24 protein-coding genes and 3 pseudogenes are annotated in these 24278 nt (G+C 59.0%); 11 read left to right on the top strand and 16 right to left on the bottom strand.

What is annotated here, in order from left to right; genetic code table 11:
- Positions 1 to 134: 134 nt before the first annotated feature.
- A complete protein-coding gene (locus IMCC21224_RS22450) occupies positions 135 to 491 on the bottom strand; it encodes a helix-turn-helix domain-containing protein (RefSeq protein WP_047997819.1) in 357 nt (118 codons plus the stop codon).
- A gap of 110 nt (positions 492 to 601) precedes the next feature.
- On the opposite strand from IMCC21224_RS22450, the gene IMCC21224_RS22445 reads away from it, so the two are divergent.
- Positions 602 to 1306 (top strand): glutathione S-transferase family protein, encoded by a 705-nt coding sequence (locus IMCC21224_RS22445; RefSeq protein WP_047997818.1) that lies wholly within the window; start codon positions 602 to 604, stop codon positions 1304 to 1306.
- A gap of 170 nt (positions 1307 to 1476) precedes the next feature.
- Here the strand turns inward: IMCC21224_RS22445 and IMCC21224_RS22440 are convergent, their stop codons facing one another.
- Entirely contained in the window at positions 1477 to 2274 is a 798-nt protein-coding gene (locus IMCC21224_RS22440) for an alpha/beta fold hydrolase (protein ID WP_047997817.1), read from the bottom strand.
- A gap of 79 nt (positions 2275 to 2353) precedes the next feature.
- Between IMCC21224_RS22440 and IMCC21224_RS22435 the strand changes: the two genes are divergently transcribed.
- The gene (locus IMCC21224_RS22435) at positions 2354 to 3268 is read left to right on the top strand and encodes a LysR family transcriptional regulator (protein WP_053079166.1); all 915 of its coding nucleotides are present in this window, start codon (positions 2354 to 2356) and stop codon (positions 3266 to 3268) included.
- A gap of 362 nt (positions 3269 to 3630) precedes the next feature.
- On the opposite strand, the gene IMCC21224_RS22430 is transcribed toward IMCC21224_RS22435, so the two are convergent.
- The 5 genes and pseudogenes from IMCC21224_RS22430 to IMCC21224_RS22405 all read right to left on the bottom strand — a co-directional run bounded on the left by IMCC21224_RS22430 (position 3631) and on the right by IMCC21224_RS22405 (position 8673).
- Positions 3631 to 4656 carry an IS110 family transposase gene (locus tag IMCC21224_RS22430; protein ID WP_047997816.1) on the bottom strand — a complete coding sequence of 342 codons (1026 nt, stop codon included), beginning with the start codon at positions 4654 to 4656 and terminating at the stop codon, positions 3631 to 3633.
- A 125-nt stretch (positions 4657 to 4781) separates the two neighbouring features.
- Positions 4782 to 5996: an IS256 family transposase gene (locus IMCC21224_RS22425; RefSeq protein WP_047997815.1), complete on the bottom strand. Its 1215-nt coding sequence runs from the start codon at positions 5994 to 5996 to the stop codon at positions 4782 to 4784.
- 66 nt (positions 5997 to 6062) lie between these two features.
- Positions 6063 to 6677: pseudogene (locus tag IMCC21224_RS28650) on the bottom strand (IS3 family transposase); the annotation flags it as partial.
- 140 nt (positions 6678 to 6817) lie between these two features.
- Positions 6818 to 7372: a sugar O-acetyltransferase gene (locus tag IMCC21224_RS22410; RefSeq protein WP_047997813.1), complete on the bottom strand. Its 555-nt coding sequence runs from the start codon at positions 7370 to 7372 to the stop codon at positions 6818 to 6820.
- Between the two features lie 404 nt (positions 7373 to 7776).
- The gene (locus IMCC21224_RS22405; protein WP_047997930.1) at positions 7777 to 8673 is read right to left on the bottom strand and encodes a LysR family transcriptional regulator; all 897 of its coding nucleotides are present in this window, start codon (positions 8671 to 8673) and stop codon (positions 7777 to 7779) included.
- Positions 8674 to 8767: 94 nt separating this feature from the next.
- On the opposite strand from IMCC21224_RS22405, the gene IMCC21224_RS22400 reads away from it, so the two are divergent.
- The 3 genes and pseudogenes from IMCC21224_RS22400 to IMCC21224_RS22390 all read left to right on the top strand — a co-directional run bounded on the left by IMCC21224_RS22400 (position 8768) and on the right by IMCC21224_RS22390 (position 11831).
- Positions 8768 to 9058, top strand: a complete 291-nt coding sequence (locus IMCC21224_RS22400; protein ID WP_047997812.1) for a hypothetical protein — start codon at positions 8768 to 8770, stop codon at positions 9056 to 9058.
- Positions 9033 to 10558 (top strand): annotated as a pseudogene (locus IMCC21224_RS22395) (aldehyde dehydrogenase). Before IMCC21224_RS22400 ends, IMCC21224_RS22395 begins: the two are co-directional and overlap by 26 nt.
- Before the next feature lie 289 nt (positions 10559 to 10847).
- On the top strand, positions 10848 to 11831 hold the full coding sequence (locus IMCC21224_RS22390) for an alpha/beta fold hydrolase (RefSeq protein ID WP_231582185.1): 984 nt from the start codon (positions 10848 to 10850) through the stop codon (positions 11829 to 11831).
- Positions 11832 to 12248: 417 nt separating this feature from the next.
- On the opposite strand, the gene IMCC21224_RS22385 is transcribed toward IMCC21224_RS22390, so the two are convergent.
- The 4 genes and pseudogenes from IMCC21224_RS22385 to IMCC21224_RS27435 form a co-directional block, all read right to left on the bottom strand.
- Complete coding sequence (locus IMCC21224_RS22385) at positions 12249 to 12827, bottom strand: TetR/AcrR family transcriptional regulator (protein ID WP_047997811.1); 579 nt, start codon at positions 12825 to 12827, stop codon at positions 12249 to 12251.
- A gap of 2 nt (positions 12828 to 12829) precedes the next feature.
- Positions 12830 to 13294 carry a nuclear transport factor 2 family protein gene (locus tag IMCC21224_RS22380; protein ID WP_047997810.1) on the bottom strand — a complete coding sequence of 155 codons (465 nt, stop codon included), beginning with the start codon at positions 13292 to 13294 and terminating at the stop codon, positions 12830 to 12832.
- A 121-nt stretch (positions 13295 to 13415) separates the two neighbouring features.
- Positions 13416 to 13601 (bottom strand): annotated as a pseudogene (locus IMCC21224_RS27440) (IS3 family transposase); the annotation flags it as partial.
- A gap of 16 nt (positions 13602 to 13617) precedes the next feature.
- The gene (locus IMCC21224_RS27435) at positions 13618 to 14190 is read right to left on the bottom strand and encodes a transposase (RefSeq protein ID WP_231582184.1); all 573 of its coding nucleotides are present in this window, start codon (positions 14188 to 14190) and stop codon (positions 13618 to 13620) included.
- A gap of 200 nt (positions 14191 to 14390) precedes the next feature.
- On the opposite strand from IMCC21224_RS27435, the gene istA reads away from it, so the two are divergent.
- From istA to IMCC21224_RS28025, 3 genes are all read left to right on the top strand, one after another.
- Positions 14391 to 15836, top strand: a complete 1446-nt coding sequence (istA, locus tag IMCC21224_RS22365; RefSeq protein WP_047996836.1) for an IS21 family transposase — start codon at positions 14391 to 14393, stop codon at positions 15834 to 15836.
- Positions 15833 to 16597: an IS21-like element helper ATPase IstB gene (gene istB, locus IMCC21224_RS22360; RefSeq protein WP_047994087.1), complete on the top strand. Its 765-nt coding sequence runs from the start codon at positions 15833 to 15835 to the stop codon at positions 16595 to 16597. The genes istA and istB overlap by 4 nt, the downstream gene beginning before the upstream one ends.
- Before the next feature lie 194 nt (positions 16598 to 16791).
- Positions 16792 to 16977, top strand: coding sequence for a hypothetical protein (locus IMCC21224_RS28025; RefSeq protein ID WP_156178402.1), 186 nt, complete (start codon positions 16792 to 16794; stop codon positions 16975 to 16977).
- 7 nt (positions 16978 to 16984) lie between these two features.
- On the opposite strand, the gene IMCC21224_RS22355 is transcribed toward IMCC21224_RS28025, so the two are convergent.
- Together IMCC21224_RS22355 and IMCC21224_RS22350 are read right to left on the bottom strand one after the other, a co-directional pair.
- The gene (locus IMCC21224_RS22355; RefSeq protein ID WP_047997807.1) at positions 16985 to 17620 is read right to left on the bottom strand and encodes an NAD(P)-dependent oxidoreductase; all 636 of its coding nucleotides are present in this window, start codon (positions 17618 to 17620) and stop codon (positions 16985 to 16987) included.
- Between the two features lie 30 nt (positions 17621 to 17650).
- Positions 17651 to 18598: an EamA family transporter gene (locus IMCC21224_RS22350; protein ID WP_047997806.1), complete on the bottom strand. Its 948-nt coding sequence runs from the start codon at positions 18596 to 18598 to the stop codon at positions 17651 to 17653.
- Positions 18599 to 18687: 89 nt separating this feature from the next.
- Between IMCC21224_RS22350 and IMCC21224_RS22345 the strand changes: the two genes are divergently transcribed.
- Together IMCC21224_RS22345 and IMCC21224_RS22335 are read left to right on the top strand one after the other, a co-directional pair.
- A complete protein-coding gene (locus IMCC21224_RS22345; protein WP_047997805.1) occupies positions 18688 to 19173 on the top strand; it encodes a MarR family winged helix-turn-helix transcriptional regulator in 486 nt (161 codons plus the stop codon).
- A 356-nt stretch (positions 19174 to 19529) separates the two neighbouring features.
- Positions 19530 to 20081 carry a putative glycolipid-binding domain-containing protein gene (locus IMCC21224_RS22335; RefSeq protein WP_047997803.1) on the top strand — a complete coding sequence of 184 codons (552 nt, stop codon included), beginning with the start codon at positions 19530 to 19532 and terminating at the stop codon, positions 20079 to 20081.
- Between the two features lie 290 nt (positions 20082 to 20371).
- Here the strand turns inward: IMCC21224_RS22335 and IMCC21224_RS22330 are convergent, their stop codons facing one another.
- Both IMCC21224_RS22330 and IMCC21224_RS22325 read right to left on the bottom strand, forming a co-directional pair.
- A complete protein-coding gene (locus IMCC21224_RS22330) occupies positions 20372 to 21376 on the bottom strand; it encodes a hypothetical protein (RefSeq protein WP_047997802.1) in 1005 nt (334 codons plus the stop codon).
- Positions 21373 to 22257 (bottom strand): hypothetical protein, encoded by an 885-nt coding sequence (locus IMCC21224_RS22325; protein ID WP_053079164.1) that lies wholly within the window; start codon positions 22255 to 22257, stop codon positions 21373 to 21375. Before IMCC21224_RS22325 ends, IMCC21224_RS22330 begins: the two co-directional genes overlap by 4 nt.
- Before the next feature lie 276 nt (positions 22258 to 22533).
- Here IMCC21224_RS22325 and IMCC21224_RS22320 point away from each other — a divergent pair, with 276 nt between their 5' ends.
- Positions 22534 to 23148, top strand: a complete 615-nt coding sequence (locus IMCC21224_RS22320) for a TetR/AcrR family transcriptional regulator (protein WP_047997800.1) — start codon at positions 22534 to 22536, stop codon at positions 23146 to 23148.
- 187 nt (positions 23149 to 23335) lie between these two features.
- On the opposite strand, the gene IMCC21224_RS22315 is transcribed toward IMCC21224_RS22320, so the two are convergent.
- Positions 23336 to 24262, bottom strand: coding sequence for a LysR substrate-binding domain-containing protein (locus tag IMCC21224_RS22315; protein ID WP_053079163.1), 927 nt, complete (start codon positions 24260 to 24262; stop codon positions 23336 to 23338).
- Positions 24263 to 24278 lie beyond the last annotated feature (16 nt).

The following is a 24278-nucleotide window of genomic DNA, read 5'->3' as shown; positions in this document are numbered from 1 at the left end:
GTCAGCAGGTCGTGTCAGGCAATTGCAACCCAACTGCAAAGCATATCTGACCCAAACTAGACCTTTAGCACGTGCAGAACGAAGGCCCGCCAAGACGGATCCGACGCGCATTCGCTTCTATGGCGCGAAGTGCTCTACTCAGCACCTAGCGAAGTGCCATCGGTCACGTTGACCCCTGTTTGCTCATCATTCTGCAGCCACCATTCCCCCAAGTCATCAAGCAACGGGACGAGTTTTTGCCCAGCCTCCGTCAAGTCATACTCAACCCGAAGGGGGTAGCCGGGGAATTGGGTGCGCTGCACCACACCGGCATCCTCAAGTTTGCGCAGTTCAAGGGTCAGCATCTTGTGCGAGATCGTCGGGTTATCCCGACGCAGATCACTGAACCGCTTTGTCCCATCCTGAAGATAGTAAACCAAGAGCGTCGGCCAGCGGCCACTGAGGACCTGCATCACCTCTTCTATCGGACAGCGTGAAATAAGCTCTTTCATAAACGCCTCATGGTAACAAAAAGGTTCGTAATTTACTTGATCCGACAGACACTTCAGGTTCGGAATACGCTGCGCAGCGTCATCCTATGTAACCTTGGAGACAACAAACAATGACGCCGATCTTAGTATATGGCTTCCCGTCGGGAAGCTCCATGGGGCTGGTCGCAGCACTGGAATGGCTTGGTAAGCCCTACCGGCTTTGCCGTGTCGATATGTTCGGAGAAATGCGCGATCCGGCCTTTGCAAAGCTAAACCCACGCATCGAAACCCCTGCCTTGATCGCGGATAAGGGCCAGATCGTGACTGAAACAATGGCCATCGCCGCTTGGCTGGAAGCAAGGGATGCTGAGCGGCGCATCAGTTTTGATCCGCTCTCGCGTGACGCTGATCGCATGCATCAGCTGATGGCCTTCGTCAATACAGGCTTCACCGGAGCCTTCGGCCCCCTTTGGGCCGCAATGGAGATGGACGTCCCCGAGCCTGCTGTTCAGGCCGCCTGGCAAAAGCTGGGCATTGAAGGCGTACTTGACCGTCACGACAAACTGGAAGGACTGATTGAGAGCGGGCCCTACCTGATGGGAGACCGGCCGACACTGGCAGATGGTATTCTTGTCGGTGTAGCACGCTGGCTGGAATTTCATCAGGTCGCAGAAGTCGCGCGCTGGCCGAAAATCTCAGCCATCCGTCAAGTTCTTGAGGCAGACCCTGCTGTTGTGTTTGCGACAGGGCTTGAGAATGGTGAACAGCTTACTGGCAACGGGTGCTGTCAAGGCCATGTCGCACTTGCAGATGTCATCGAGCAGTACGGCGTATAACGATTAATCGCGCCCCAGCTCAGAAGCTGGGGCGCGATTAATTGACCATCGATGACCGTCCGCTATGCGGATAAGCAAAAAATTAGTGTAATGTACGGCTCAATAAATTACCCGACGCCAAGCTACTCATATCCTCGTGTCCACGAACCCGGCAGCGGGTCACACCTTATTCAGGCCGATTTCAGGAACTTCAGCACGACATTATCGAAATCGTTCGGCCTTTCCGCGTTCAGCAAGTGGACGCCATCCAAGATGACGAGTTTCGAGTTGGGAATTTTTCCGGCGATGTCTTCGCTATGACTTGCCACGGTGACGGTGTCATCCGATCCCCCAATGACCAAGGTCGGGGCAGTGATGAGGGAAACGGTGCGCCGCGTGTCGGCATCGCGAACCGCAGCGAAACTTCCCGCCAAGCCTTGCGGATCCGTGGCAGTCACCATTTGCCTGAATGGGTCGCTTGTCTCCGGATTGTCCCGAAGCGTCACTTGCGAGAACCAGTTGCCAATGAACATATCGGCGAAAAACGTCATGCTGCCGGGATCGCGCGTCTTTCGGATCAGGTCGTCCCACTGGGGAGCCGGTCCCAGATAGGGCGATGTGTTGGACAGGACGAGGCGGTCTATGCACCCGGGTGCATGCACCCCCAGCCACTGGCCGACGAACCCTCCGAGAGACAGTCCGCAGAAATGGGCCCGGCCGATCTGGAGATGGTCCAGCAACTCGAGGACGTCATTTCCAAGGCGATCCACCGAGTATGCGCCTGGCGGAACATCGGACCTTCCGTGTCCCCGCATGTCGTAGCGTACAACATGGAAGTTTCTGGCAAATTCCTCGATCTGGGCATCCCACATGTCGTAGGTCGTCGCGATCGAGTTCGCGAAGACAAGCGGCGGATTTTGCGGGTCGCCATCGAGGCGATACGCAATCCTGCAATCGTCGCCGGTCGTGAAATGTCTAGTTTCTGTCATTATTAGATTCTCCTATTGACCCCCCGAAGATAGCCAGAGAAGTTTCGAAAAAAATTATAATGTTTGGACAGTCTCTTTCATGAATATGAACAATCTGACCGGCATGAAAATCGGTGACCTGCGGGCGTTTGACGCTGTTGCGCAGACCCTCAGCTTTGCCGAGGCCGGGCGGCGGCTGGGGCGCTCGCATCCCTCTGTCTTTGCCGCGGTTGGTCGTCTCGAAGCCCAGCTCGGATTGCAGTTGCTCGACCGTCGGGGCTATCGCTCCAAGCTGACCGAGGCGGGCGAAACCTTCCACGCGCATGTCGTGCATGCGCTTCACCGATTGGAAAGCCTCGTCCAGATTGCCGAGGAGCTGCGGACTGGCAGAGAACCCAGCCTGACCGTCGTCTTGGGCGACTTGACCCGCCGGAAAATCGTGCTCGATCGGCTCGCCCGGTTCTTTTCCGATTGCCCTGGCACACAGCTCAACCTCGATTACGAAGCCGTTGCGGGCCCGTCCGAACGCGTGCGCACAGGCAGCGCAGATCTTGCGATCCACCGCGTGGATGACGTTGATCTGGACCTCGAAGTGCTGCCTTTCGAGCGCATCGATTTGGTTCCGGTCGCCGCAGCGGGCTTCTTCGATGTTGCACCCGACCGGCTCACCGTCGAGATCCTGAGGTCGCGGGCCCAGTGCGTGATCCGGGACACCGCGAAGGCGGCCGATCAGGATTTCTTCTTGGTGGAGGGTGCGCCTCGATGCACCGTGCCGGATCATGGCATGAAGAAGGACCTGATCCTTCAGGGACTGGCCTGGGGGCATCTACCCGATTTCATGGTGGTGCGGGAGCTGAAGGAAGGGTTGCTGGTGGATATCCGCTGCGACATCCTCCCCGGGCGGAGGGAGACGATCGGTGTCATGCGCAAGCGCGGCGCCCGTCGCGGACCTGTCGCCGAAGAGCTGTGGCAGGCGCTCGGCGGGTTGGCCAATGGGAGCAAAGCTAAGGGTTGATCGCGGGGCTCTCAGACCAACGAAAACGGTGGTTTTTGTGACGACGTCGATGCCGTGAAAGTCAGGAAAGACGAGAGTGTCATGAACTCTTCTGTGGTTGCCGCCCGTAGTGCAAGAAGTTTTGACCTTATTGGCATGTGATCGAGTGCGAACTTCTGTCAGGCCTCGATGTGCGGCACTTTCAGAAGCCGCGGGCCGGGATGGTGATCAGCGGATCGGGTCCAAATCTGTGTAACGGGCTTGGTGCCCATAGAGTTCAACTGGTTTTCCGAATCCGGATCTGTTCGATCGTTTTGCCCATTCAGATCGTCGTCTTCTCACACCCCCTTGGCACCGTCGCTGTGGTGATCACAACATGGAAGTCATGCCGCCGCCAGCGTCGGATCTCTGTAATCTTCATTTTTTCTCAGCATCGCCCAGATCGCGCGCGCCATCCTGTTGGCCAATGCGATCCCGACCAACATCTTCGGTTTGCTCGCCAATTTCCGCCCGATCCAGCTCTCGGCTGGCACCTTGTGTCGTGCGCGTCCCATGATCCTTGTCATCGCGCCGATAATTAGAAGGCGCCTGATATCAGTTTGACCGGCTTTCGATATCCGCCCGAGCCTTGCCTTGCCACCAGTGGAATGCTGACGTGGCACGAGCCCCAGCCAAGCTGCAAAGTCCCGGCCAGATTTGAACTGAGCCATATCCGGCGCGAAGGCCTCGACCGCCAGCGCAGTTATAGGGCCAACACCCGGCATCGTTTGCAAACGGCGCGCCGTATCAGTCTCTGCGGCCAGCGCCTTCAGAGCTTTCGTCTTCGCGTCGATCCTGCCAGTCTTCTCGGCAATCTGCGCCAGAAGGTCACGGCATTCCGTGATGATCAGGATCGGCAGGTCGCAGGTAGGGTCGTCAAACAGCGCTTCGATCCGCTTGAGATGACCGATACCGGCAGGAAACACATGTCCATACTCATAGAGCACCGCCCGCAGGGCGTTCACCAGTTCGGTACGCTGATGAACGAGGCGCTCACGGCCGCGGAACAACATCGCCTTGGCTTGCTGATCCTCCGTCTTAGGGAAGACGAACCGCATCTCAGGCTGGCGCGCGGCGATCACAATCGCCTCGGCGTCAGCCGCATCATTTTTTTGCCGCTTCACGAAAGGCCGGACGTATTGCGGCGCAATGAGCTTGGCATCATGGCCAAGCTTAGCCATCTCGCGCGCCCAGTAGCTGGCGCTGCCGCAGGCCTCAAACACCACCAGGCAGGGGGGATGTTCAGCCATGAACCGCCGAAATTGTTCGCGCGTTAGCTTCTTGCGGAAAATCACGTGTCCAGTCGTCGTCGAACCGTGGAGTTGGAAAACGCGCTTTGCCAAATCCACCCCGATTATCGTATCCTTCATCTCGCCGTCCTCTCCGCTATGTGGTTCTCAGACCACTATCCTGGCACATTGCGATGCCGTCTGGGGAGGGCGGCAACCACCCCATCTGTGTATCTGGTCTGGCCCATGCGGGTTTTCAGATACGGTCACGCATTGAAGCGATCCTCGAACATTATGGCGAAATGGTTGCGTGCGGCAAACCATTCTCGAACATTTCGTCCTCCTTTCTCGAAGTTGCGGATTGCCAGAGAGATCAGCTTTGTGGCGGCGTCCTCGGTGGGGAACGATCCGCGCGTCTTGATGGACTTGCGGATCACCCGGTTCAGGCTCTCGATGGCATTTTTGGTGTAGATGATCTTGCGGATGGCCGGATCGAAGACGAAGAACGGGATCACCTCCTGCCAGGCCCTGCGCCATGCCGGTGCGATGGAGGCATATTTCCCGGCCCACTTCTCCTCGAAAGCATCCAACGCGACGCCCGCCTGATCGGCGGTCGGGGCGCTGTAAATCCGACGCAGATCAGCAGCCACCTCCTTGCGATCCTTCCAAGCGCGGAAGTTCAGCGAGTGGCGCACGAGGTGGACAATGCAGGTTTGCACGGCCGTGTCCGGGAAGCCTGCGGTAATGGCGTCAGGGAAGCCCTTGAGACCATCCACGACCGCGATCAGGATGTCCTGCACCCCGCGGTTCTTCAGTTCCGTCATCACCGAGAGCCAGAACTTGGCACCCTCGTTGTCGGCGATCCACAGGCCCAGAACCTCGCGCATGCCATCCCTGTTGACGCCGAGAGCGACATAGACTGCCTTGTTCTTGACCATGCGGCTGTCAGCGTCGCGGATCTTGACCCGCAGAGCGTCGAAAATGACGATGGGATACATCCGGTCCAGCGCGCGGCTCTGCCAGTCCCGGACCTCGTCCAGAACGGCATCTGTGACGCGGCTGATCAGGTCGGGCGACACTTGCAGGCCATAGACATCCTCAAGGTGGGCGTGGATGTCACGCACCGTCAGGCCGGCGGCATAGAGACCGATGATCTTGTCATCCATCCCGTCGATCCGGGTTTGGCCCTTCTTCACCAGCTCAGGCTCGAAGCTGCCGTCGCAGTCGCGCGGCACGGCAATCGGCACCTCGCCGTCCTGCCCTTTCAGCCGCTTGGAGGATGTGCCGTTGCGCCGGTTGGACTGATCGGCCGGAGCATCTTTGCCATCTTCATAGCCCAGGTGCGCGGTCAGCTCGGCACCCAGCATCCGCTCCATCAGCATGATCTTGAGCTCTTTCATCGGCCCGGCATCGCCAAGCAGATCTTCAGGCCGCTCGCAGCCCTTCAGTAGTTCGTCCAGCAGTTCCTTCGAAATCGTCATCGTCCTTGCTCTCCTCTCAGGAAGCATGGACCAGTTCACAGTTACACAGAAGATCGGACACTCTCTCCGGTCCTGAATAAATTCATAGGACCAGACATGGTTCGGGCGCTCTGGTCGCAGCCGGACGCACGACCCATTATTCAGCCAGAGCCGACCCTTCTTGGGTTGTTTTTGCGGGACTTTCAGCCCCTCCCGCCGCCAGATCCGCTCGACCCTTTTATGATTTACTTGCCAGCCGCTGTTGTTCAGCATTCCGGTGATCATGCGATATCCATAGCGTCCGAACTCTTCTGTCAGTGCAATGATATCCTCGGTCGGCCGTTCTTCGTCCGGCAGGCCGATGGGCACCTTGCGCTGCGTCGAACGATGCCGCACCTGGTCGATACATCGACGGCGACGGGAAGGGCTTAGAAGTTTCCCCGGGCGACCTCAGTCAGGATCGTTCGGCGTCAAATCGGACACGGCACGCCTCAGCCGGGTATTCTCCGTCTCCAGCTCCTTCAGCCGTTTGAATTAATCCCGGCTCATGCCCCCATACTGCTTGCGCCAGCGGTAATAGGTCTGCTTCGACACGCCGATCTGCCTCACCGCCTCTGCGATCCCCATGCCTTGCCCTTGCAGCACTTCAACCTGCCGAAGCTTCAGCACCACGTCTTCGGGTTTGTCTCGCTTTCCAGCCATCTCTGATCCTCCTGATACGGGATAATACTATCCCAGTTGGTGGACCACTTCAGTGGGGGCACTCCACACCCGTCCGGCCTTTCCAACAGTCCCGGACGTTTTCCGCACATCGATGCCGTCTGGTACTTTCTCTATAAAGATCATTCGGCGATCGACCGAATAACTTTAGCTGGGTTGCCCGCCACTAGGGTGTTCGCCGGAACGTCCTTGGTCACTATCGAGCCGGCCGCGACGACTGAGTTTTCGCCGATCGTCACGCCTGCGATGATCGTGACGTTGGCAGCAATCCACACATCACGCTCAATAACTATTGGCGCGGCCGTCACACCGGCCCTTCGCTGAGACGGAGCGATCGGATGCCCCGACGATATCAGGCTCACATTTGGGCCGATCATCACGCCATCGCCGATATCGATCCCTCCAAGGTCGTACATCGTACAGTTTTGGTTGATGAATACATTCAGCCCAATCCGGGTATTCTCCCCTCCGGTCGCATAGAACGGGGGGACCAAGACGACGCTGGAATCTAATTGCTTGCCAAGCAACTCGCCGAGCATGGCTCGAACCTGATCTGCATCGTCATAGGGCAGGCGGTTTATAGCCGTGGTGATTGGCCAAGCCCGCTTCACGGCAGCTACCATCGCCTGCGATTCAGCAGTCCGTCGCGGGATAAATCTTGTTCGCTCGTTCGCCATTCGTCGGACCTCTCTCTTACGACGTTCGCCGTCACACCGCTTTATAACCGCGAACGGCCGGCGGCACGGTTGCTCCTTGAATGATCCCAATCGGGAAAGCTGCCAACCCAGCAGCGGCAGCTATCGCCTCTGCATTCACAAAACCTGGCCGGTAGGCAGTCGATCAGATCTTGCCATCCATAGATTGCCAAGTGGGCGTCAGGTCGCGCTGCAACGAACGCGCTGTGCGGCGTTAGAGGGCTATAGCGTAGACGTAGTGCTCATCTTCGTCGGGCGTTGCCGGCCAGCCCCGCCGATCGTACGCCATGGCCCGATATTCTGCGCGAGGGACGCGCAAACGCCGCCGATTGCCATCCGCCCATCCAATGTACTGGGCATGACGAGAATGCAGCTGATGTTGGCTGTCACGCTGAACGCCGCATCGCCGATGCCGCCGCGTAGATCAGATCAGTCACTGCGCGTTCGTCCGAAACGCGGCGCAAGACATGAACTGGCACCGACAGCGGAAACCACGGCAGTGGAGTCAGCACGACATCGGGACCGACGACATGCCGAAGACTGTCCTGCACCATCGCCAATCCCAGCCCGGCTCCGACAAGGCCAAGTCGCGTGATCAGATCGTCCGCCTCGTGTCGGATGTCAGGCATGAACCCCGCTGCGACGCAGGCGGTGAGGAATTCGGCGCGCGCATCGGTATTGGCTCGGCGCGGGGCGGTGATCCAGATACGTCCGTCAAGATCCTCCGGCCGGACCGTCGTGTGACGCGCCAGCGGATCGGCTGCGGGGATCGCCAAGAGTAAAGGGTCGTTGCAGATATGGGCGCCGATCAGGTCATTATCGTCGTCAGACGGAGTGTGGATGAACGCCAGATCGATCGCTTGTTCACGCAACGCCTGGACCTGCTCCCCACTGCGCATCGCCCGCAGCGTGATCGCGGCGCGCGGATAGCAACCTGTCAGATGCCGCAGCGCGCCGGGCAAAACGCCGGTATGCACCGCCGCCTCGACATAGCCGATCGTGATCGGAGCATCGGCGCCGTGCGCGCGCATCGCGATCCCGGCCTCGATACGGGCGCCATGATCGAGCAAGGCGCGGGCTTCGTCCAGGAACATCCGACCCTCTGCGGTCAACCGAAGCCGCTGACGGCGACGCTCGAACAGCGCGAACCCCAGTCTTGCCTCCAGGCCGGCAATCTGGCGGCTGAGCGGCGAGGCCGACATGTTGAGTCTGGCCGCAGCCTGCCCGACATGTTCGGTTTCGGCCACCGTGACGAAGCAGGCGATTTGGTGGAGGTTGAGCATCTTGCGACCAAAATAGTCTGAACTATTGCAAAACATGTCCTGGATTTCGGCATGACGCAAGTTGATCCTCTGGTCTCAAGATACGGAGGCCGTCATGCAGTTCATCACCCTGTCCCGCCGCAAGTCCGAACAGTTCACCGATGCCGACTTCGCGCCGCATCTCGAAGTGGAGGCGCAGCGTGCGCGGCAACTGTATCTCGACGGGTTCATCCGGCAGATCTGGCATCGTGGCGACGAGGGCGGAGCCTGCCTGCTGATCGAGGCGGTCGACGAAGCCGCGGTCCGCTCGGGCTTGCAGACCCTTCCACTGGTTGCCGCCGGTATGCTGGAAGTGACCGCGATCGTGCCGCTGCGCCCCTATGCCGGATTCGGCCCAAGGGCATGATGGTTCATTCCGTGAGACGGAGCGAGACGTGATGAAGACATATCAGCTCCTGATCGATGGGCACTGGTGCGACCCGGCTTCGGACGAATGGTTCGAGACGATCGAGCCCTATTCGGGCGAGGCGTGGGCCCGCATCCCACGAGGGGGCGCCGCGGAAGCGGACCGGGCGGTTGAGGCCGCGCATCGGGCGTTTCGCAATCCGGAGTGGGCAAGACTAACAGGGACCGCTCGGGGAGCGTTGCTGCGTCGGCTCGCCGATCTGATCGAGTCGAATGTCGATCTGCTCGGCGCGGTCGCGCAACGCGACAACGGCAAGCCGATGGCGGAGGTCAGCGGCCAAGTGCGCAACGTCGCACAATGGTTTCAATATTATGCCGGGCTTGCCGACAAGATCGAGGGATCGGTCGTGCCGATCAACAAGCCGGACGTCTTCAACTATGTTAAGTACGAACCGCTCGGCGTCGTCGTCGCGATCACGCCGTGGAACTCGCCGCTGGCGCTCACCACATGGAAGATGGCGCCCGCGCTGGCGGCGGGTAACACCCTCGTCATCAAGCCGAGCGAATACACGTCCGCATCGTTGCTGGAACTCGGTCGGCTGGCGCTGGAGGCGGGTTTTCCCCCCGGCGTGGTCAATGTCGTTACGGGCTACGGTCCCGAGATCGGTGAACCGCTCGTCGCCGATCGACGTGTCGCGAAGATCGCTTTCACCGGCGGCGAGGCGGGCGGACGGGCGGTCAACCTGGCGGCGGCGGCAGACTTCAAAGCGGTGACGCTGGAGTTGGGCGGCAAGTCGCCTAACATCGTGTTCGACGACACCGACCTCGAACAGGCGGTCAAGGGAGCGATCTCCGGCATATTTGGAGCATCGGGCCAGACCTGCATGGCGGGTTCACGCCTGTTGCTGCACGACTCGCTCCACGATGTCTTCGTGGAGCGGCTGATCGCTGCGGTGCGCGAGGCGCGGATCGGCGACCCCGCCCTGATGGAAACGCAGATCGGACCGATCGCGACGCGCGCCCAGTACGACAAGATTTTGCGGATGATCGAAATGGCGAAGGCCGAGGGCGCGACCTGCGTCCTTGGAGGGCATTCCCTCGAAGGTCCCCGCTATGGCCAAGGTCAGTTCGTTGCGCCTACGATCTTCACAGATGTCCGCAACGACATGCGGATCGCACAGGAAGAGGTGTTCGGCCCGGTCCTGTGCGTGCTGCGGTTCAAGGACGACGCAGACGCGATCCGCATCGCCAACGATGTCAGATACGGTCTCGCCGCCGGCATATGGACGCAGAACCTCCGTCGCGCATTTGACAGCGTGGATCGGCCACCGTGTGGGTCAACAATTATCGCGCCACCAGCTTCACCACGCCGTTCGGAGGCTACAAGCAGAGCGGCATCGGGCGGGAGGGCGGCGCCGAGGCGATCCGTGAATATCTGCAGGCCAAGAGCGTCTGGATTTCGACGCGCCCGAACCGAGCCAATCCCTTCGTGCTCGGTTAACGCGGACGACGGACGCTTGAGCCTAAGCGCTAGGCCATCGCTGCGGTTGCCGGAAACAAACCAATCAGCAGGCCGCTCGCCGAGTTCGGGAGACTATGTTGCCCAACGCACAAACCGCGCCTTCCGCCTTCATCGGTATGTTGGCGGGACACAGTTTTGGTAAGGCGATTGTCCAGATGATCGTTCGGATAGAACCTTGCAGGAGAGTGCTTGCTATGATCGGTGCATCGAACAGTGAGGCGCCTGCACCTCACAAAGGAAGACCCTCATGAAAGTGCCTCACATCGCATTGCTGCTGGCGTTCTCGTTCACGCTATTCGCCTGTAAGGGCGATGCCGCAGACAGGCAGAACAACGCAGTCTCCGCGCCGCACAAGTCGGGCATCATCCACGCTAACGGCATCGATATTGCCTACCAGATCGACGGCCCAGTCGACGGCATGCCGTTGGTCTTCATTGTCGGTCTGGGCGGCCAGATGAGCAACGGCTTGGACGCGACGACCGCGGCGCTAGTCGAACGTGGCTTCCGCGTGGTCCGCTTCGACAATCGTGACGCGGGCCGCTCGACCCACTTCAGCAGTGCCGGTGCCCCGCCACCGCTGCCCGACGTCATTGCCACGATGCAGGCGGGGCAGAAGTCACCAGTCGCCTATACAATCCTGGACATGGCGCGGGACACCATCGGTTTGATGGATGCCCTTGGGATTCAAAAGGCACATATTGTTGGCGGATCGATGGGCGGCATGATCGCGCAAACGCTCGTCGCGAATTTTCCGGATCGCGCGATCTCGTTGACGTCGGTCAGTTCGACGTCGGTCAATCCCGCGATTCCTTACGGCCCCGCGCTCGCCGGGATGATGTCGGCGACCACGCCGGCGAAGACTCCGCAAGAGCAACTCGATCGTCAGGTCGCCCAGTTTCAGGCGATCGAGGGTAGCCAGTACAAAGAAGACCCCGCCATCCTACGCGCCAGAATCAGGGCCCAGATGAGCCGGTCGGACGACGCGTTCGCAAATGCACGACAAAATATGGCGATCATACCGTACGCCGACCGGCGGGCTTGGCTAAAAACGATCAAGGTGCCCACCCTTGTGATTCAGGGCACGGACGATCCCCTATATCCGCCAGCACACGCACAAGACCAAGTCGCCAATATTCCAGGGGCAAAACTCGAGTTGATCGCCGGTATGGGTCACACTTTGCCAGACGCCTTGGCCGGTCAATTTGCCGATCTGGTAGCAGTGCATGCCCGTGCCGCAGAGGGCAAGCCATGAGCGGCCCGATGTGCGGGAAAGTGCGTGAATGGCTGACCGGACCCATGGTCCGATCGCGGAAAAGCTCTGGGAGATGCTGAAATCGAATTTCGCAGCAGTGCGACCAGTGCTCATCATGATTGAACCGCATCGCCGTCGAGAAGCCGGAACGCAGCGTCGCACGACACGGAATATCCAAGCTGACCCACTTTGGTAAATTGGGCGGGGTTAGAGGGCTATAGCGTAGACGTAGTGCTCATCATCGTCGGACACGGCCCGCCACCCCGCCGATACTACGCCATGGCGCGATATTCAGCGCTATACCTACGCAAACGCCGCCGATTGCCGTATATGCGATCAAGCGCGTTGCGAATATAATGCGGCCTTTCCCTGCCCCAATGCTTCCGTGGGGCGTTTGGCATCTCACGTTGCAACCCGTCATTTGCTGTAGCGGACTACCGCATCGAGCAAGTTGGCCTCACAGCGACCGATAATCCGGGAGAACGCCGCTTCTTCGCCGAGCGCGCGGGACAGAATGATCGCTCCCTGGATGCCAGACACCGTTTCTTCCGCGAGTTGGACGGCGAGCAATGCCGGGACTTGGCCTTGTTCGAGACAGTGGGCCAGCGATGATATCCAGCGGGCAAAGTAGCCCTTTACCTGATGCGTAAAAGCTTCGCAGGACGCGCCAAGACCAACCCACCCGATCAGGCAGACCCTGTTTCCAGACCGGAAGTACGTCGTCACATCTCCCATCATGGAAGTGATCGCTGCCGACGGATCGCCATTTTGCTCCAACGGCGAGAAAATCGCCTCGGCGAACCACTGGTCGATGTCGGCAAGGACCGCGGCCATCATCTCCTCCTTTCCGCCGGGGAAGAAGTTGTAAAGGCTTCCCTTACCCAAGCCTGTCGCATTAGAGAGCATCGACAGGCTCGCTCCCTCAAAACCATGCTCGCGGAAAGCCTCCGCCAGCTTCGGCAGGGCGTCGGCACGGCTGGTCAGAACGCGTTGCATGCTTACAGATCGAGGTCGCTGAGCGAGGGGTGATCGTCCGGGCGGCGACCGAGCGGCCAATGGAACAGCCGCTCAGCTTCTGTGATCGGACGATCGTTGATGGAGGCAATACGGCGAGCCATCAGTCCAGCGTCATCGAACTCCCAATTCTCATTGCCATAAGATCGAAACCAGTTCCCGCTGTCGTCGTGCCACTCGTAGGCGAACCGCACCGCAATCCTGTTGCCGTCATGTGCCCACACTTCTTTGATCAGGCGATAGTCGAGTTCCCTCGTCCATTTGCGCGTCAGGAAACCAACGATCGCGTCGCGACCGGTCAGGAATTCGCCCCGGTTCCGCCAGACACTATCGGGGGTGTAGGCCAACGACACCTTTTCCGGGTCGCGACTATTCCAGGCGTCCTCGGCCATGCGAGCTTTCTGCACCGCGGTTTGAAGAGTGAACGGGGGAAACGGTAGACGGGACATGGTGACAACCTCAAGCTAACTTGTACCGATCAGTACAAGTTAGCCCCACCTTAGTCAACCGATGCTCAACGTTCGTCAGAGATTGGTCTTGTCGCGTATTTGTGTCGCTCCGCGTGCTCGTTTAGGCCACTTGGCGTTCGAAGGCCAAGGGGCTTTTCCCTCCCAATGCTGAATGTCGACGGCGCGGGTTATAGAAGCCGTTGATGTATTCGAAGATCGCCACCTCAGCCTGCCGCCGGGTTGCCCATGACCGGCGCCAGATCAGCTCGGCCTTGATGGTTTTGAAAAACGTCTCGACGGCGGCATTGAAGCTCCTATATTCGTCAAGCCTTGATCTGGGACAATTTTGGGACGCAAAGCTGGCTATAGATTTCGCGGACGATGTAGCGTTTCAGGCAACGAATAATCTCGCTTTTGCTCTTCCCGTCTTTGGTGCGTTTCTTGACATAAGCCAGTGTCGGTTCATGGCTTCGCATTCTGACAATGGCGACACGATAGAGCGCAGCATTGGCCTGGCGATTGCCACCCCGGTTCAGTCGGAACCGATGTGTTCTCCCACTTGATGCGGGAATAGGACAAACCCCGCAAAGCTTAGCGAAGGCAGCCTCTGATCGGATGCGTGTTGGATCATCGCCAACGAGGATCAGCATCTCGGCGACCGTCAATGTGGCAATTCCGTGAGATGCCATCAACTCTGGTGCGCGTTCTGTGACGAGACGTTCAAGTTCCTTATCGTGGGCAGTAATCTCCTCGTGCAGCCACACCCATCGACGCGCCAACGCACGCATAGCAGCTTTAGCAGAGGCCAGTGGGTTGTCGATATCACCTGGTCGAAGGGCGGCGATGTGCCGGATCAGAGCGACTTTCCCACGGATATGATTCAGTGCGTCGCGCAAATCGGCGGGTGCATTTATGATCAGCGTTTTCAGGGTGACCTGAAAACGGCGGTGCGAAAGTCGGCCACGGTAGCGGCGGGATGAGCCTGCTGCGGGCGGTGTAAAAGTCGTCCACCTTTACCCTTTCTGGTGACAGGGAGGGCGGGAGGATTTTCACTGTGGATTTGTATCGGAAGGTTCGGCTGGCCTGTGCTGAGGGCATGAGCCAGCGTGAGGCGGCGCGGCATTTCAACATCTCGCGCGATAGCGTAGCCAAGATGATGGCGTTTTCGGTTCCACCTGGATATCGGCGGAAGGCGCCGGTCAAGCGACCGAAGCTGGATGCCTTCACCGGGATCATCGACGGTTGGCTGGACGGCGATCGGGAGGTCCCTCGCAAGCAGCGGCACACGGCGAAGCGGGTGTTCGAGCGGCTCCGCGACGAGCATGCCTTCACCGGGGGCTACACGATCGTGAAGGATTACATGCGACAGCGCGAACGGCGCGGCCGCGAGATGTTCGTGCCGCTGGCGCATCCGCCCGGTCATGCCCAGGCCGACTTTGGCGAGGCGGTGGTCGTCATCTGCGGCATCGAGCAGAAGGCGCATTTCTTTGTCATGGATCTGCCGCACAGCGACGCCTGCTATGTCCGTGCCTATCCGGCGGCCACTGCCGAAGCCTGGGTTGATGGCCACGTCCACGCCTTCGCGTTCTTCGGCAAGGTGCCGGTGTCGGTGCTCTACGACAACGACCGCTGTTTGGTTGCGAAGATCCTGCCGGACGGGTCACGTCAGAGGGCTACGCTGTTCAGCGGGTTCCTGTCACATTACCTGTTCCGTGACCGCTACGGGCGACCCGGCAAGGGAAATGACAAGGGCAATGCGGAAGGCCTGGTCGGTTACTCGCGCCGCAACTTCATGGTGCCAATCCCGCGGTTCGCGACCTGGGACGCGTTCAACGATTACCTGGAGACACAGTGTCTCAAACGTCAGGCGGATGTCTTGCGAGGTCAGTCCGAGACGATTGGCCAACGCCTCGAGCGGGATCTGGCCGCGATGTCCGACCTGCCTGTGGCGCCGTTCGATGCCTGCGATCAGACAACCGGACGGGTCAGTTCGCAGGCGTTGGTGCGCTACAAAACCAATGATTACTCGGTCCCGGTTGCCTACGGCCATCGTGACGTCTGGATCAGGGGCTATGTCGACGTGGTCGTGATCGGCTGCGGCGGCGAGGTCATCGCACGTCATCCGCGCTGCTACGACCGCGAGGACATGGTCTTCGATCCGCGGCATTACCTTCCGCTGATCGAGCAGAAGATCAACGCTCTCGACCAGGCGGCTCCCTTGGCAGAATGGGACCTGCCGTCGGAGTTCGCGACCCTGCGCCGCTTGATGGAAGCGCGCATGATCAAAGCCGGACGCCGGGAATATGTGCAGGTGCTGCGCCTGCTCGAGACCTTCGACATCGACGATCTGCATGCCGCCGTGAAGAAGGCTCTGCAACTGGGCGCGGTCGGCTTTGATGCCGTCAAGCACCTTGTCCTCTGCCACGTCGAGAAACGGCCGCCGAAGTTGGATCTCGATGTTTACCCATACCTGCCGCGGGCGAACGTCGAGACCACATCCGCGGCCAGCTATATGTCCCTGATGTCAGAGGATGCAGCATGACCGTGCCCCCGAAGATCCTGCTTGCGGATCATCTGAAGACGCTGAAGCTGCCGACTTTCCTGCGGGAATATGACAAACTCGCCCGCCAATGCGCCGCCGAGGGGCTGGATCATGTCCAGTTCCTGGCGCGTCTGGTCGAGCTGGAATTGATCGACCGCGAGCGGCGGATGATCGAGCGGCGTATCAAGGCCGCGAAGTTCCCGGCAACCAAGAGCTTGGACAGCTTCGACTTCAAGGCGATCCCGAAGCTCAACAAGATGCAGGTGCTGGAACTCGCCCGCTGCGAATGGATCGACCGACGCGAGAACGTCATCGCCTTGGGGCCCAGTGGAACCGGCAAGACCCATGTTGCCCTCGGGCTGGGGCTGGCCGCCTGCCAGAAGGGGCTGCCTGTCAGCTTTATCACCGCCGCCGCGCTGGTCAACGAGTTGATGGAAGCCCGCGACGAACGTCGGCTGCTACGGCTGCAAAAGCAGCTGGCTGCCGTAAAATTGCTCATCATCGACGAACTGGGCTTCGTGCCGCTCTCCAAGACCGGCGCCGAGCTCTTGTTCGAACTGATCTCGCAGCGCTATGAGCGCGGCTCCACGCTGATCACCAGCAACCTGCCCTTCGACGAATGGACCGAAACCTTCGGCACCGAGCGCCTGACCGGCGCCCTTCTCGACAGGCTGACACACCACGTCAACATTCTCGAGATGAACGGCGAAAGCTATCGCCTCAGCCAAAGCCGCGCCCGAAAGGCCCAAGCCGCCACCTGATCACACCTTGCAGAACTGGCCCTCCGGGCCAATGCGCCATGGCACGCGCCGGCTATCTGGAGAGCGCACGCGCCATGGCGCTTGGTGCCCCGCCATTGGCCTACTTTTGCGCCGCCACGTGGCCGGTTTTGTCTCCGCCGTTGACACTGCGCCCGCTACCGGGGATGTCGATGGCTTGATTGGTGCCGGACGGCATGAGCCGACGGACGCACGACGTGGCGCAAACCTGCAAGGGACGACGTAAGCGAGTGGACGACGAAGAAATCCGCAGGCTGGTAACGCAGAGCGTTTCCAAGACCCGGATCGCCCGCAATCTCGGCGTGTCCTGCCTGACAGCCTATCGGGCGCTGGAACCCCTAAAACCGAATAACGAGCTATGACGGTGCGTCAGTATCCAATGGTGAATTGCACTTGGTGGTGTTTCGGATTTTCCGCTTCGTCCAGCAGTGCCACAGCGGCATCCTCCATCGACAGTTCCGATTTTCCGTTGGAATCGACCAGCAACTCGGTTTTGCCCGTCCGATAGCGACCGGTGCGTTTTCCCGGGTTGAACGACGCTGAGGGGCTGAGGTATGCCCAATCCACCTCCGTCTCAGTGCGGCAAACCTCCAACTGGTCGAGACTGGCCTGACCGATATGGCGAAATTCCGGCGGCAGATAATTCGCATTCTCGATCACTGTCTTTCCGTCGCTGCCCGGCACAACGAGGTTGGCAGCACCGCCCAGAACCAGTAATCTGGTCCCGCTTTTGCGCATGCCGCGCAGAAGAGCTTTGGTTGTCTCGGCGACGGTGCATTCTTGGCCCGGAGAGGGCCGAACTGCGCTGATGACGACGTCCTGACCCTTGGCCAATTGAGCGACATCTTCGGAAATTCCGGCATCACCGATGCTGAAGGTGACTTTGTCCGGCATGTCATCTGAGCCTTTGCGTGCCACAGCGGTCACCTCGTGACCTCGCGACAGGGCTTCGGTGACAATCCGGCGACCGGCACTACCGGTCGCTCCAAGAACGGTGATCTTCATTTGGTTAATCCTTGTCGATATTTGGGGGGCTCACGATTTTACGCCTTTGCGTGCAGTCGCTGCCTTCATCCCGCCCCATGTGACAAGAGCAACACCGAGAGCAATCAGGAAGGCGCCCGGCAACAGACCGTCTGGCACAGCTTCGTTTTGTAACAATACCGCGATAGGAACGCCAACAACCGCGCCGACCGATCCGAGCAGGCTCAGCAGAACCGGTCCGGCGGTCTTCTGCAGCAGGAACAGCAGTAGGAATTGTCCCGAGAAAACCAGTACCTGCGCGGCAATCAGGAGAAATGGCATAGCATCGCCCATTGGCACGGCGAGCGTGAAGCCGGGAAGCAAACCTGTCATTCCCAGCATGATCGAGGCCGCTACCAACATCCCCGGTGCCAATGCTTCGGGGGACGCATCGCGCGGCCAGTGCAATGTGCGATAGATGTTGCCGACCGCCAGTAGCACCGGCCCGCAGAGTGCCAGCAGAATCCAGAGAACATCGGCGTCCGGCGCAGACAACTTGCGGATCGCCAGGATGCCCGCGCCAGCAAGTGCCGCCGCAACGCCAAGAGCGCGCAGAGCCTGAAACCGTTCGATCCCGATCGCCAGCGCCCCGAGATAGGTCAAGAGCGGCGGCAGGGCGATGATCAGGGCGACGAACCCAGCGCCAATATGGGGGATGGTCGAGAAGAAGATCAGGTTCGACCCGGCCACACTGACCAAAGCGGCAATGGTGTAATACCTCAGACTGCCCATGTTGAGAGGCGGCGGATCATTCCGCAGCAGGGCAATAAGCAGCAAAAGGATTGCGGCCCCGGTAATAGACCAGATCAGGAAGGCCAGCGGTGCCAATCCAACGTCGCCCGCATATTTTGCCAGATTGGTGGAAAGCCCGAGGAGCGCTCCTCCGCCCAGAAGACAAAGCACCGGGGTCAGCCAGCCTGTGCCGAATGGAAGTCTGTGAGCCGTCTTCAATATCCGCATAATCTACTCACCCCAGCCAGTTATCTCGACTTCAAGATACAATACAATTAATCTTGAAGTCAAGATACAAGCGCTGCTAAGATGACGGTATGGATCACGTCGACAAAATTCTGGAGCAATGGCATCGGGAACGCCCCGAGCTGTCCATCGCGCCCATGGGCACGATCGGGCGGATCAAGCGTCTTCATCAGCATCTCATGCTGGGCATGGCAAAGACATGGGCCGCGCACGGTCTGAATGCCGCCAGTTTTGACGTGTTGGCAACATTGCGCAGATCCGGTTCGCCTTACGCCTTGTCGCCCGGTGAACTGATGGCATCCACAATGGTGACATCAGGCACAATGACGAACCGCATCGATCAACTGGCGAAGGTTGGATTGATTGAACGGGTCAGAAACCCGGCAGATGGCCGCGGCTTCCTCGTTTCTTTGACGAACAAAGGAGTCGAGATCATCGACACGGCTGTCACCGAGCATGTTTCAACCCAGGCGAATCTGGTCTCCGCCTTGTCAGACGACGAGCGCGCCCAACTGGATGACCTGCTCAAGCGATTTCTCAAGGGCTTCGAAGCCTGATATGGTTTCTACTCCATATCTCCGAAGGCTCGTTTCAATACCTTCGTTCAAGCTCACTGCACGGCTAGCGACAATCCACTGAACTCATTTGTGAAAAAGGACATGAGTTTCGTTCTGGCCGCCATCTTGTCTAAAGCAAGACGCTCCCTCAATGATACTATATCCGGACCAGTCAAATGAGAATCGTTTTCTGCCGCAAATGCTGGGACGAGGTCATCGGTGATCCGGCGTCCTGTGAACGACCCCCTACCGGACAGCAAGCCGACCTTCATCGGAAAGCTTGCCACCGTCCGCAATGCGGGACATTGCTGCCGTTAGCGGCGAAAGGTAGTATGATACAGAAAAAGGAGAGTTTGATGCACACCGTATTGTGGCGCCGATTAGATCAACAAGGGCACGATGCTTGTCGGATTGCTGCGACCGCGCAGGGTTGGACGATCGAAGGCACTGCTGTTTTCGAACAAAACGGAGCTGTCGCCAATCTGGCGTATCGCTTGTTCTGCGACCGCGCGTGGCGGAGTCGCAGTGCATCTGTATCGGGATGGATCGGTGATCGTCCTTTCAATCTGATCCTGGAACACGAGAGGACAGGGGATTGGCGAATAAATGGCGAAATCGACGCTGCTATGCAGGGGTTAAGTGACGTCGACCTCGGTTTCACGCCCGCCAGTAATACCAATGCGATCAGACGAATGGATCTCTCTGAGGGCTCCGACGCGGACTGCGTAGCGGTGTGGCTTGACACCGAAGATTGGACGGTAAAACGGCTGCCACAAAGCTACCATCGGACTGGCCCGCAAACCTATGCGTATGCCTCACCGCAGCACGATTACCGCGCGACGCTCGTCACGGACGGTTTTGGTGCGATAACCGATTATCCCGGACTTTGGGCCATGTGCCGACACTGACGTGTCCCGCCTGTGTAATGCGTGCGAGAAGGGCTCCTTGCGTCGGCCCCTCCAGCCAGAACTCAAGCCTTTCTCTCCCTGACCAAACCAACCGCTTCTAACCATTTAGTTAAGTCCAGATTTTCGATCCGGCTGACCGGCAGCGATGCGGAGATAGCGAAAACGGCCCGTGACGAGTCCCGCCATGCCGCCGATAAGTGTCGAAAGCCCCGGCTCACAGCGCATGCGAATGGAGCTTACGTGCAAAGATAATTTAGATCGCCAAACTGTCCGCCCAAAGCCATTATGAGTTACATCGGTGCATTCTGACCATTGATCGCAATACCGTGTTCGCACGCCAGGCTGACCACGTGTGCTGCATCAAGCACGTTCTCGGGAAACCACAAGCCAGCGGGAGTCGCTGATCGGCCATCAAGGCCTAGCACGCGCTCCAAGGCGAATGCTAAAACGCGTCCACTTGCCATCGTATGGAAGCCGTTACTCTCTATCGTTATCCGCCGATTGATAGTACGACTGTCTCTGCCGCGTCCCTCGACCTCGATAACGACCTCGTGGCGGGCAGTTGGCGACGGTTCGCGAACAGTAACATCAAATCGCACCGACCGCGCCTTCGTAGCAGCGGCGATGCTAGCGACATCCAACAACGAAAGAGCGCTGGCTTCATAGACAACCCCATCCGATCCAGCAAACCGCCGCGTCAGGTTCGACCCCTCTGCCCAGAGCCAACGACCTTCGTGCCGGATCAGAGGGTGCGGTGTTGCGCGCCCAACACGAGCGGCATCGGCTTGGGCCGTCGCGCCACCAAGATCGGCTTCATCAAAGATCGCGGCAACGCGAACTGAGATGACGTCGGCAAAGTCCCGAGTATGATGCAGAGTTGCCATCGTAACAAGGCCACCAAGATGGTGGCCGAACAGCAGGATTGGTATTTGTCGACCGTCGGTGCCTGAGCGAGTGGTGAGCGGTGCAATCTCGACTGCATAGTCAGATATCGCGACATACGCGGCCCCGTTAGCGATAGCGTTATCAAGCGCATGCAGATACTCGTCCTTGGCAAAGACAACGACGGCTCGATAAATAAGACCGGGTGCCAGTCCCAAACCGGGCGTTGTGAGATCGCACCCGACGCCCTGCGCGACGCCCAGCTCCTCCGCGAGTGCAGTCGCTCGCGTGACATCACGCCCGGCTATAATGAGCTTCATATTCGGGTAAAGCTGCCGGATAGTTTTTGCAGCCTCACGACCCACGGCACCGTATCCACCGACCATGAGAATGCCACTATTATCACTGCTCATGGCACCAGCTTCTCTGACCTGATCGCTTCGAAGCCATCTGAATGATGCCATTTGTCATCAATTGTCACACCGATCTCGCGAAGCAGATTGACCGCCCGCGTGGGATCGACAACGGCGTGCGGCAGGTACAGTCCTGGGGCCAATTTCTTACCTGTCCTGAGCCCGAGCATGTCTTCGATTGCCAAGCTGACACCCAGAGCGGTCATGGGAGCCTGACCATCAGGATGGACTATAGCGCGCCTGGCGTGCGTCCGCCGTCCATCCTGAGAGGTGCCGCCGATTTCGACCAGTATCTCGTGGGAAAACCTTTCGCCGCGTCGGCGAGAGGAGGTTTCGCCAACCGCAAACTGAAAAACAATATCCTGTGCATCAGTCGCTGCCGACAAGCTCAGCACGTCAAGATTTCCGAACGCTTGCGCGTCAAAGCTTCTTCCGTCCACTGCCTCGAACGTACCTGCCGCATCCTTTCCGGAGACCCATATGAAGCGGCCGTTCTTTCGTAATAAGCCGGACGGTCCAGCCTGTGTCTGGCGCACGTAATCGGCTTCCGCAGCGCCCCCGCCAATATCTTGATCATCCAGCAAAGCCGATACAAGGATGCTATCAATACGATCAAAGCTGCTTGCTAGGTCAAGAGCAGCAAATGTGCTCGTACCAGCAAGCCAATTACTGGCAAGCAGCACGGGAGCGGATTGCGGACGCTCGCTGAAAACCGCCGCCTGGGGCCCAAGTTCGAAGGCTGCGCTTGAGATATCGATAAAGGCGGCACCGTGATCCTGCGCAAAGAGCTGGCCGTTCAGGGTCTCATCTTTGACAAACATGGCGACAGCGCCGACAGAAACGCCATGAGCTAATCCGAGATCGCGGCGATTCAAATCCAATGCCACGCCCTTAGAGTTGCCGAGCTCAGCGGCTATGGCTTCCGCTCGCTGAAGGTTGCGACCGCCTGCAAGAATAGGCAAGTCAGGCCATCGCTGCCGAAGCCGAGTTGCCGTCTGTCGCCCGACAACGCCGGAAGCGCCTACCACTAGAACCCATCTATTTTCATTTGCCATCTCGTTCTGATCCTACAACTAACTTACGCCCACTAGACTAAGTGAGCGCATCTATGTACAATATGTAACCTACACTATGTATATAGTCAATCGGATTCTTATATGGATGTCAGAACGAAGCGAACACGCCTGAGTCGAGATCAACGAAGGCGGCAACTTCTTGATTCAGCGAAAGCCATGGTCGGCGCGCACGGCGCAGACGCGCTGACACTTGTGTCACTCGCCGAGTCGGCTGGAGTCAGCCGACCGGTCGTGTACGACCAGTTTCAGACAAGATCGGGCTTGTTCATCGCGCTTTACGAAGAGATAGCCGAACGGCAATTCGGCATGCTCCGAGACCGCTTGGCAAAAGCCGACCCTAACTTTCGGTCTGTCGCCGAAGCAGCCAGTACAGCGTACATGCGGTGTTACGCGACAGTAGGGCCGGAAGCATTCGCCATCGTCGCTGCGCTTCAGGGGGACGAGGACATGGAACATTTTGCTAGCAATCTGCTGCGCCGCTATGTCGACGCGTATGCAAAAGCCTTTCGCCCCTACGTCGAAGCTCCTATGGATGTGCTTACAATTCGTTGTACGGCTATTGTGGGCGCGGCAGAAGCCCTTTCTGGCGTGATGCTGCGAAACGAAATCGAAGAGCGGGAAGCCGTATCAACTCTGTTTTCCCTGATTACAAGTTGGTTCGGTCATGAGTGTGAAACGACCCGACTGCGATCTTGACGCGATGGCTTTACTCGGTCTGTTTTTTTGGATCATGGTCATGGAAAAATTCTGTCTCAGCTTCTGGGCGGCCAACGAGCGACTGAAATGCGGGACAAAGCGGCTGTCTACGAAATCGGGTTCAATGATCGCTTTGTATGGGTGCGTGAAGCACAGATTCAGACGTCAAATCTTCTGCCTGTCCGGATTACACGTCGTGCGCACATAGACACTCCACAAATCTTTGAACAGAAACGCGCTGCTCGTGCGCTGAGACAACGACGAAATGGCGCCGCGGATTTTCAGCGCTGCTTTCGTTGAGCCGCAACACATCCGGCTCGCACACTTGCTCTTCGTTATGTTCGCGCCGCAACAAGGCCCCGATGCCCCGCCGCATCGCCTCCAAAGCAAGGTCGTAGTCCTCGAACCGCATGTCAGACGCCTTCATCCGGTATCTAAAGCCGTGTTGCGCAAACCAGTGCTGCCAGAGCGATGTGTCGGAATCGTGGACCAGCGGCAAAGCGGCAATCGCCTGCGGTGTCATCTTTTCCGCCGCGCCACTCAACCCGGCGGATGCAACCGGGCACAATGTCTCGCGGCGCAATGGAATGGCGGTCAGCCCGTCCCAATCGCCTTTGCCATAGCGAATGGCGACATCGGTTTGGCCATCGCCTAGTGCGACAGGCTGATGCGAAAGAGACAACTCGATCCGGTAGCGTTGCGGTTTGCCGATCAGATCGGGCAGACGCGGCATCAGCCAAAGACGGGCGAAAGACGGCAGGACGCTGAGCCGGATGAGCGTCGGACCGGTAGCGGGCTTCCACCGATCCGCGCTGCGCTCCAAGGTTTCGACGGCTTGATCGAGGTCCGCCGAAAACCGCTGACCGGCGGGCGTCAGCACTACGCCGCGACCACTGCGCTCGAAGACGCGCGTGCCGAGCCAGGCTTCGAGTGTCTGCACCCGCCGCAAGACAGTCGCGTGATTGACGTTCAGTGCGCGCGCCGCCTGTGCGAACGATCCGCCATTACGCGCGGCCTGGAAGGCCAGCAAGGTTTCAGTTGGAGGAAGGGAGGAAATGCTGTGCGTCATGCGCACAGAAGAGCCTTTCTTTGCAGCATATGCAACAGAATCCACCGCAAGTATCCTGTTC

The organism is Puniceibacterium sp. IMCC21224 (genome assembly GCF_001038505.1).
In the GTDB taxonomy this organism is placed as follows: Bacteria; Pseudomonadota; Alphaproteobacteria; order Rhodobacterales; family Rhodobacteraceae; genus Puniceibacterium.
This window is presented reverse-complemented; position numbering and strand designations above follow the sequence as displayed.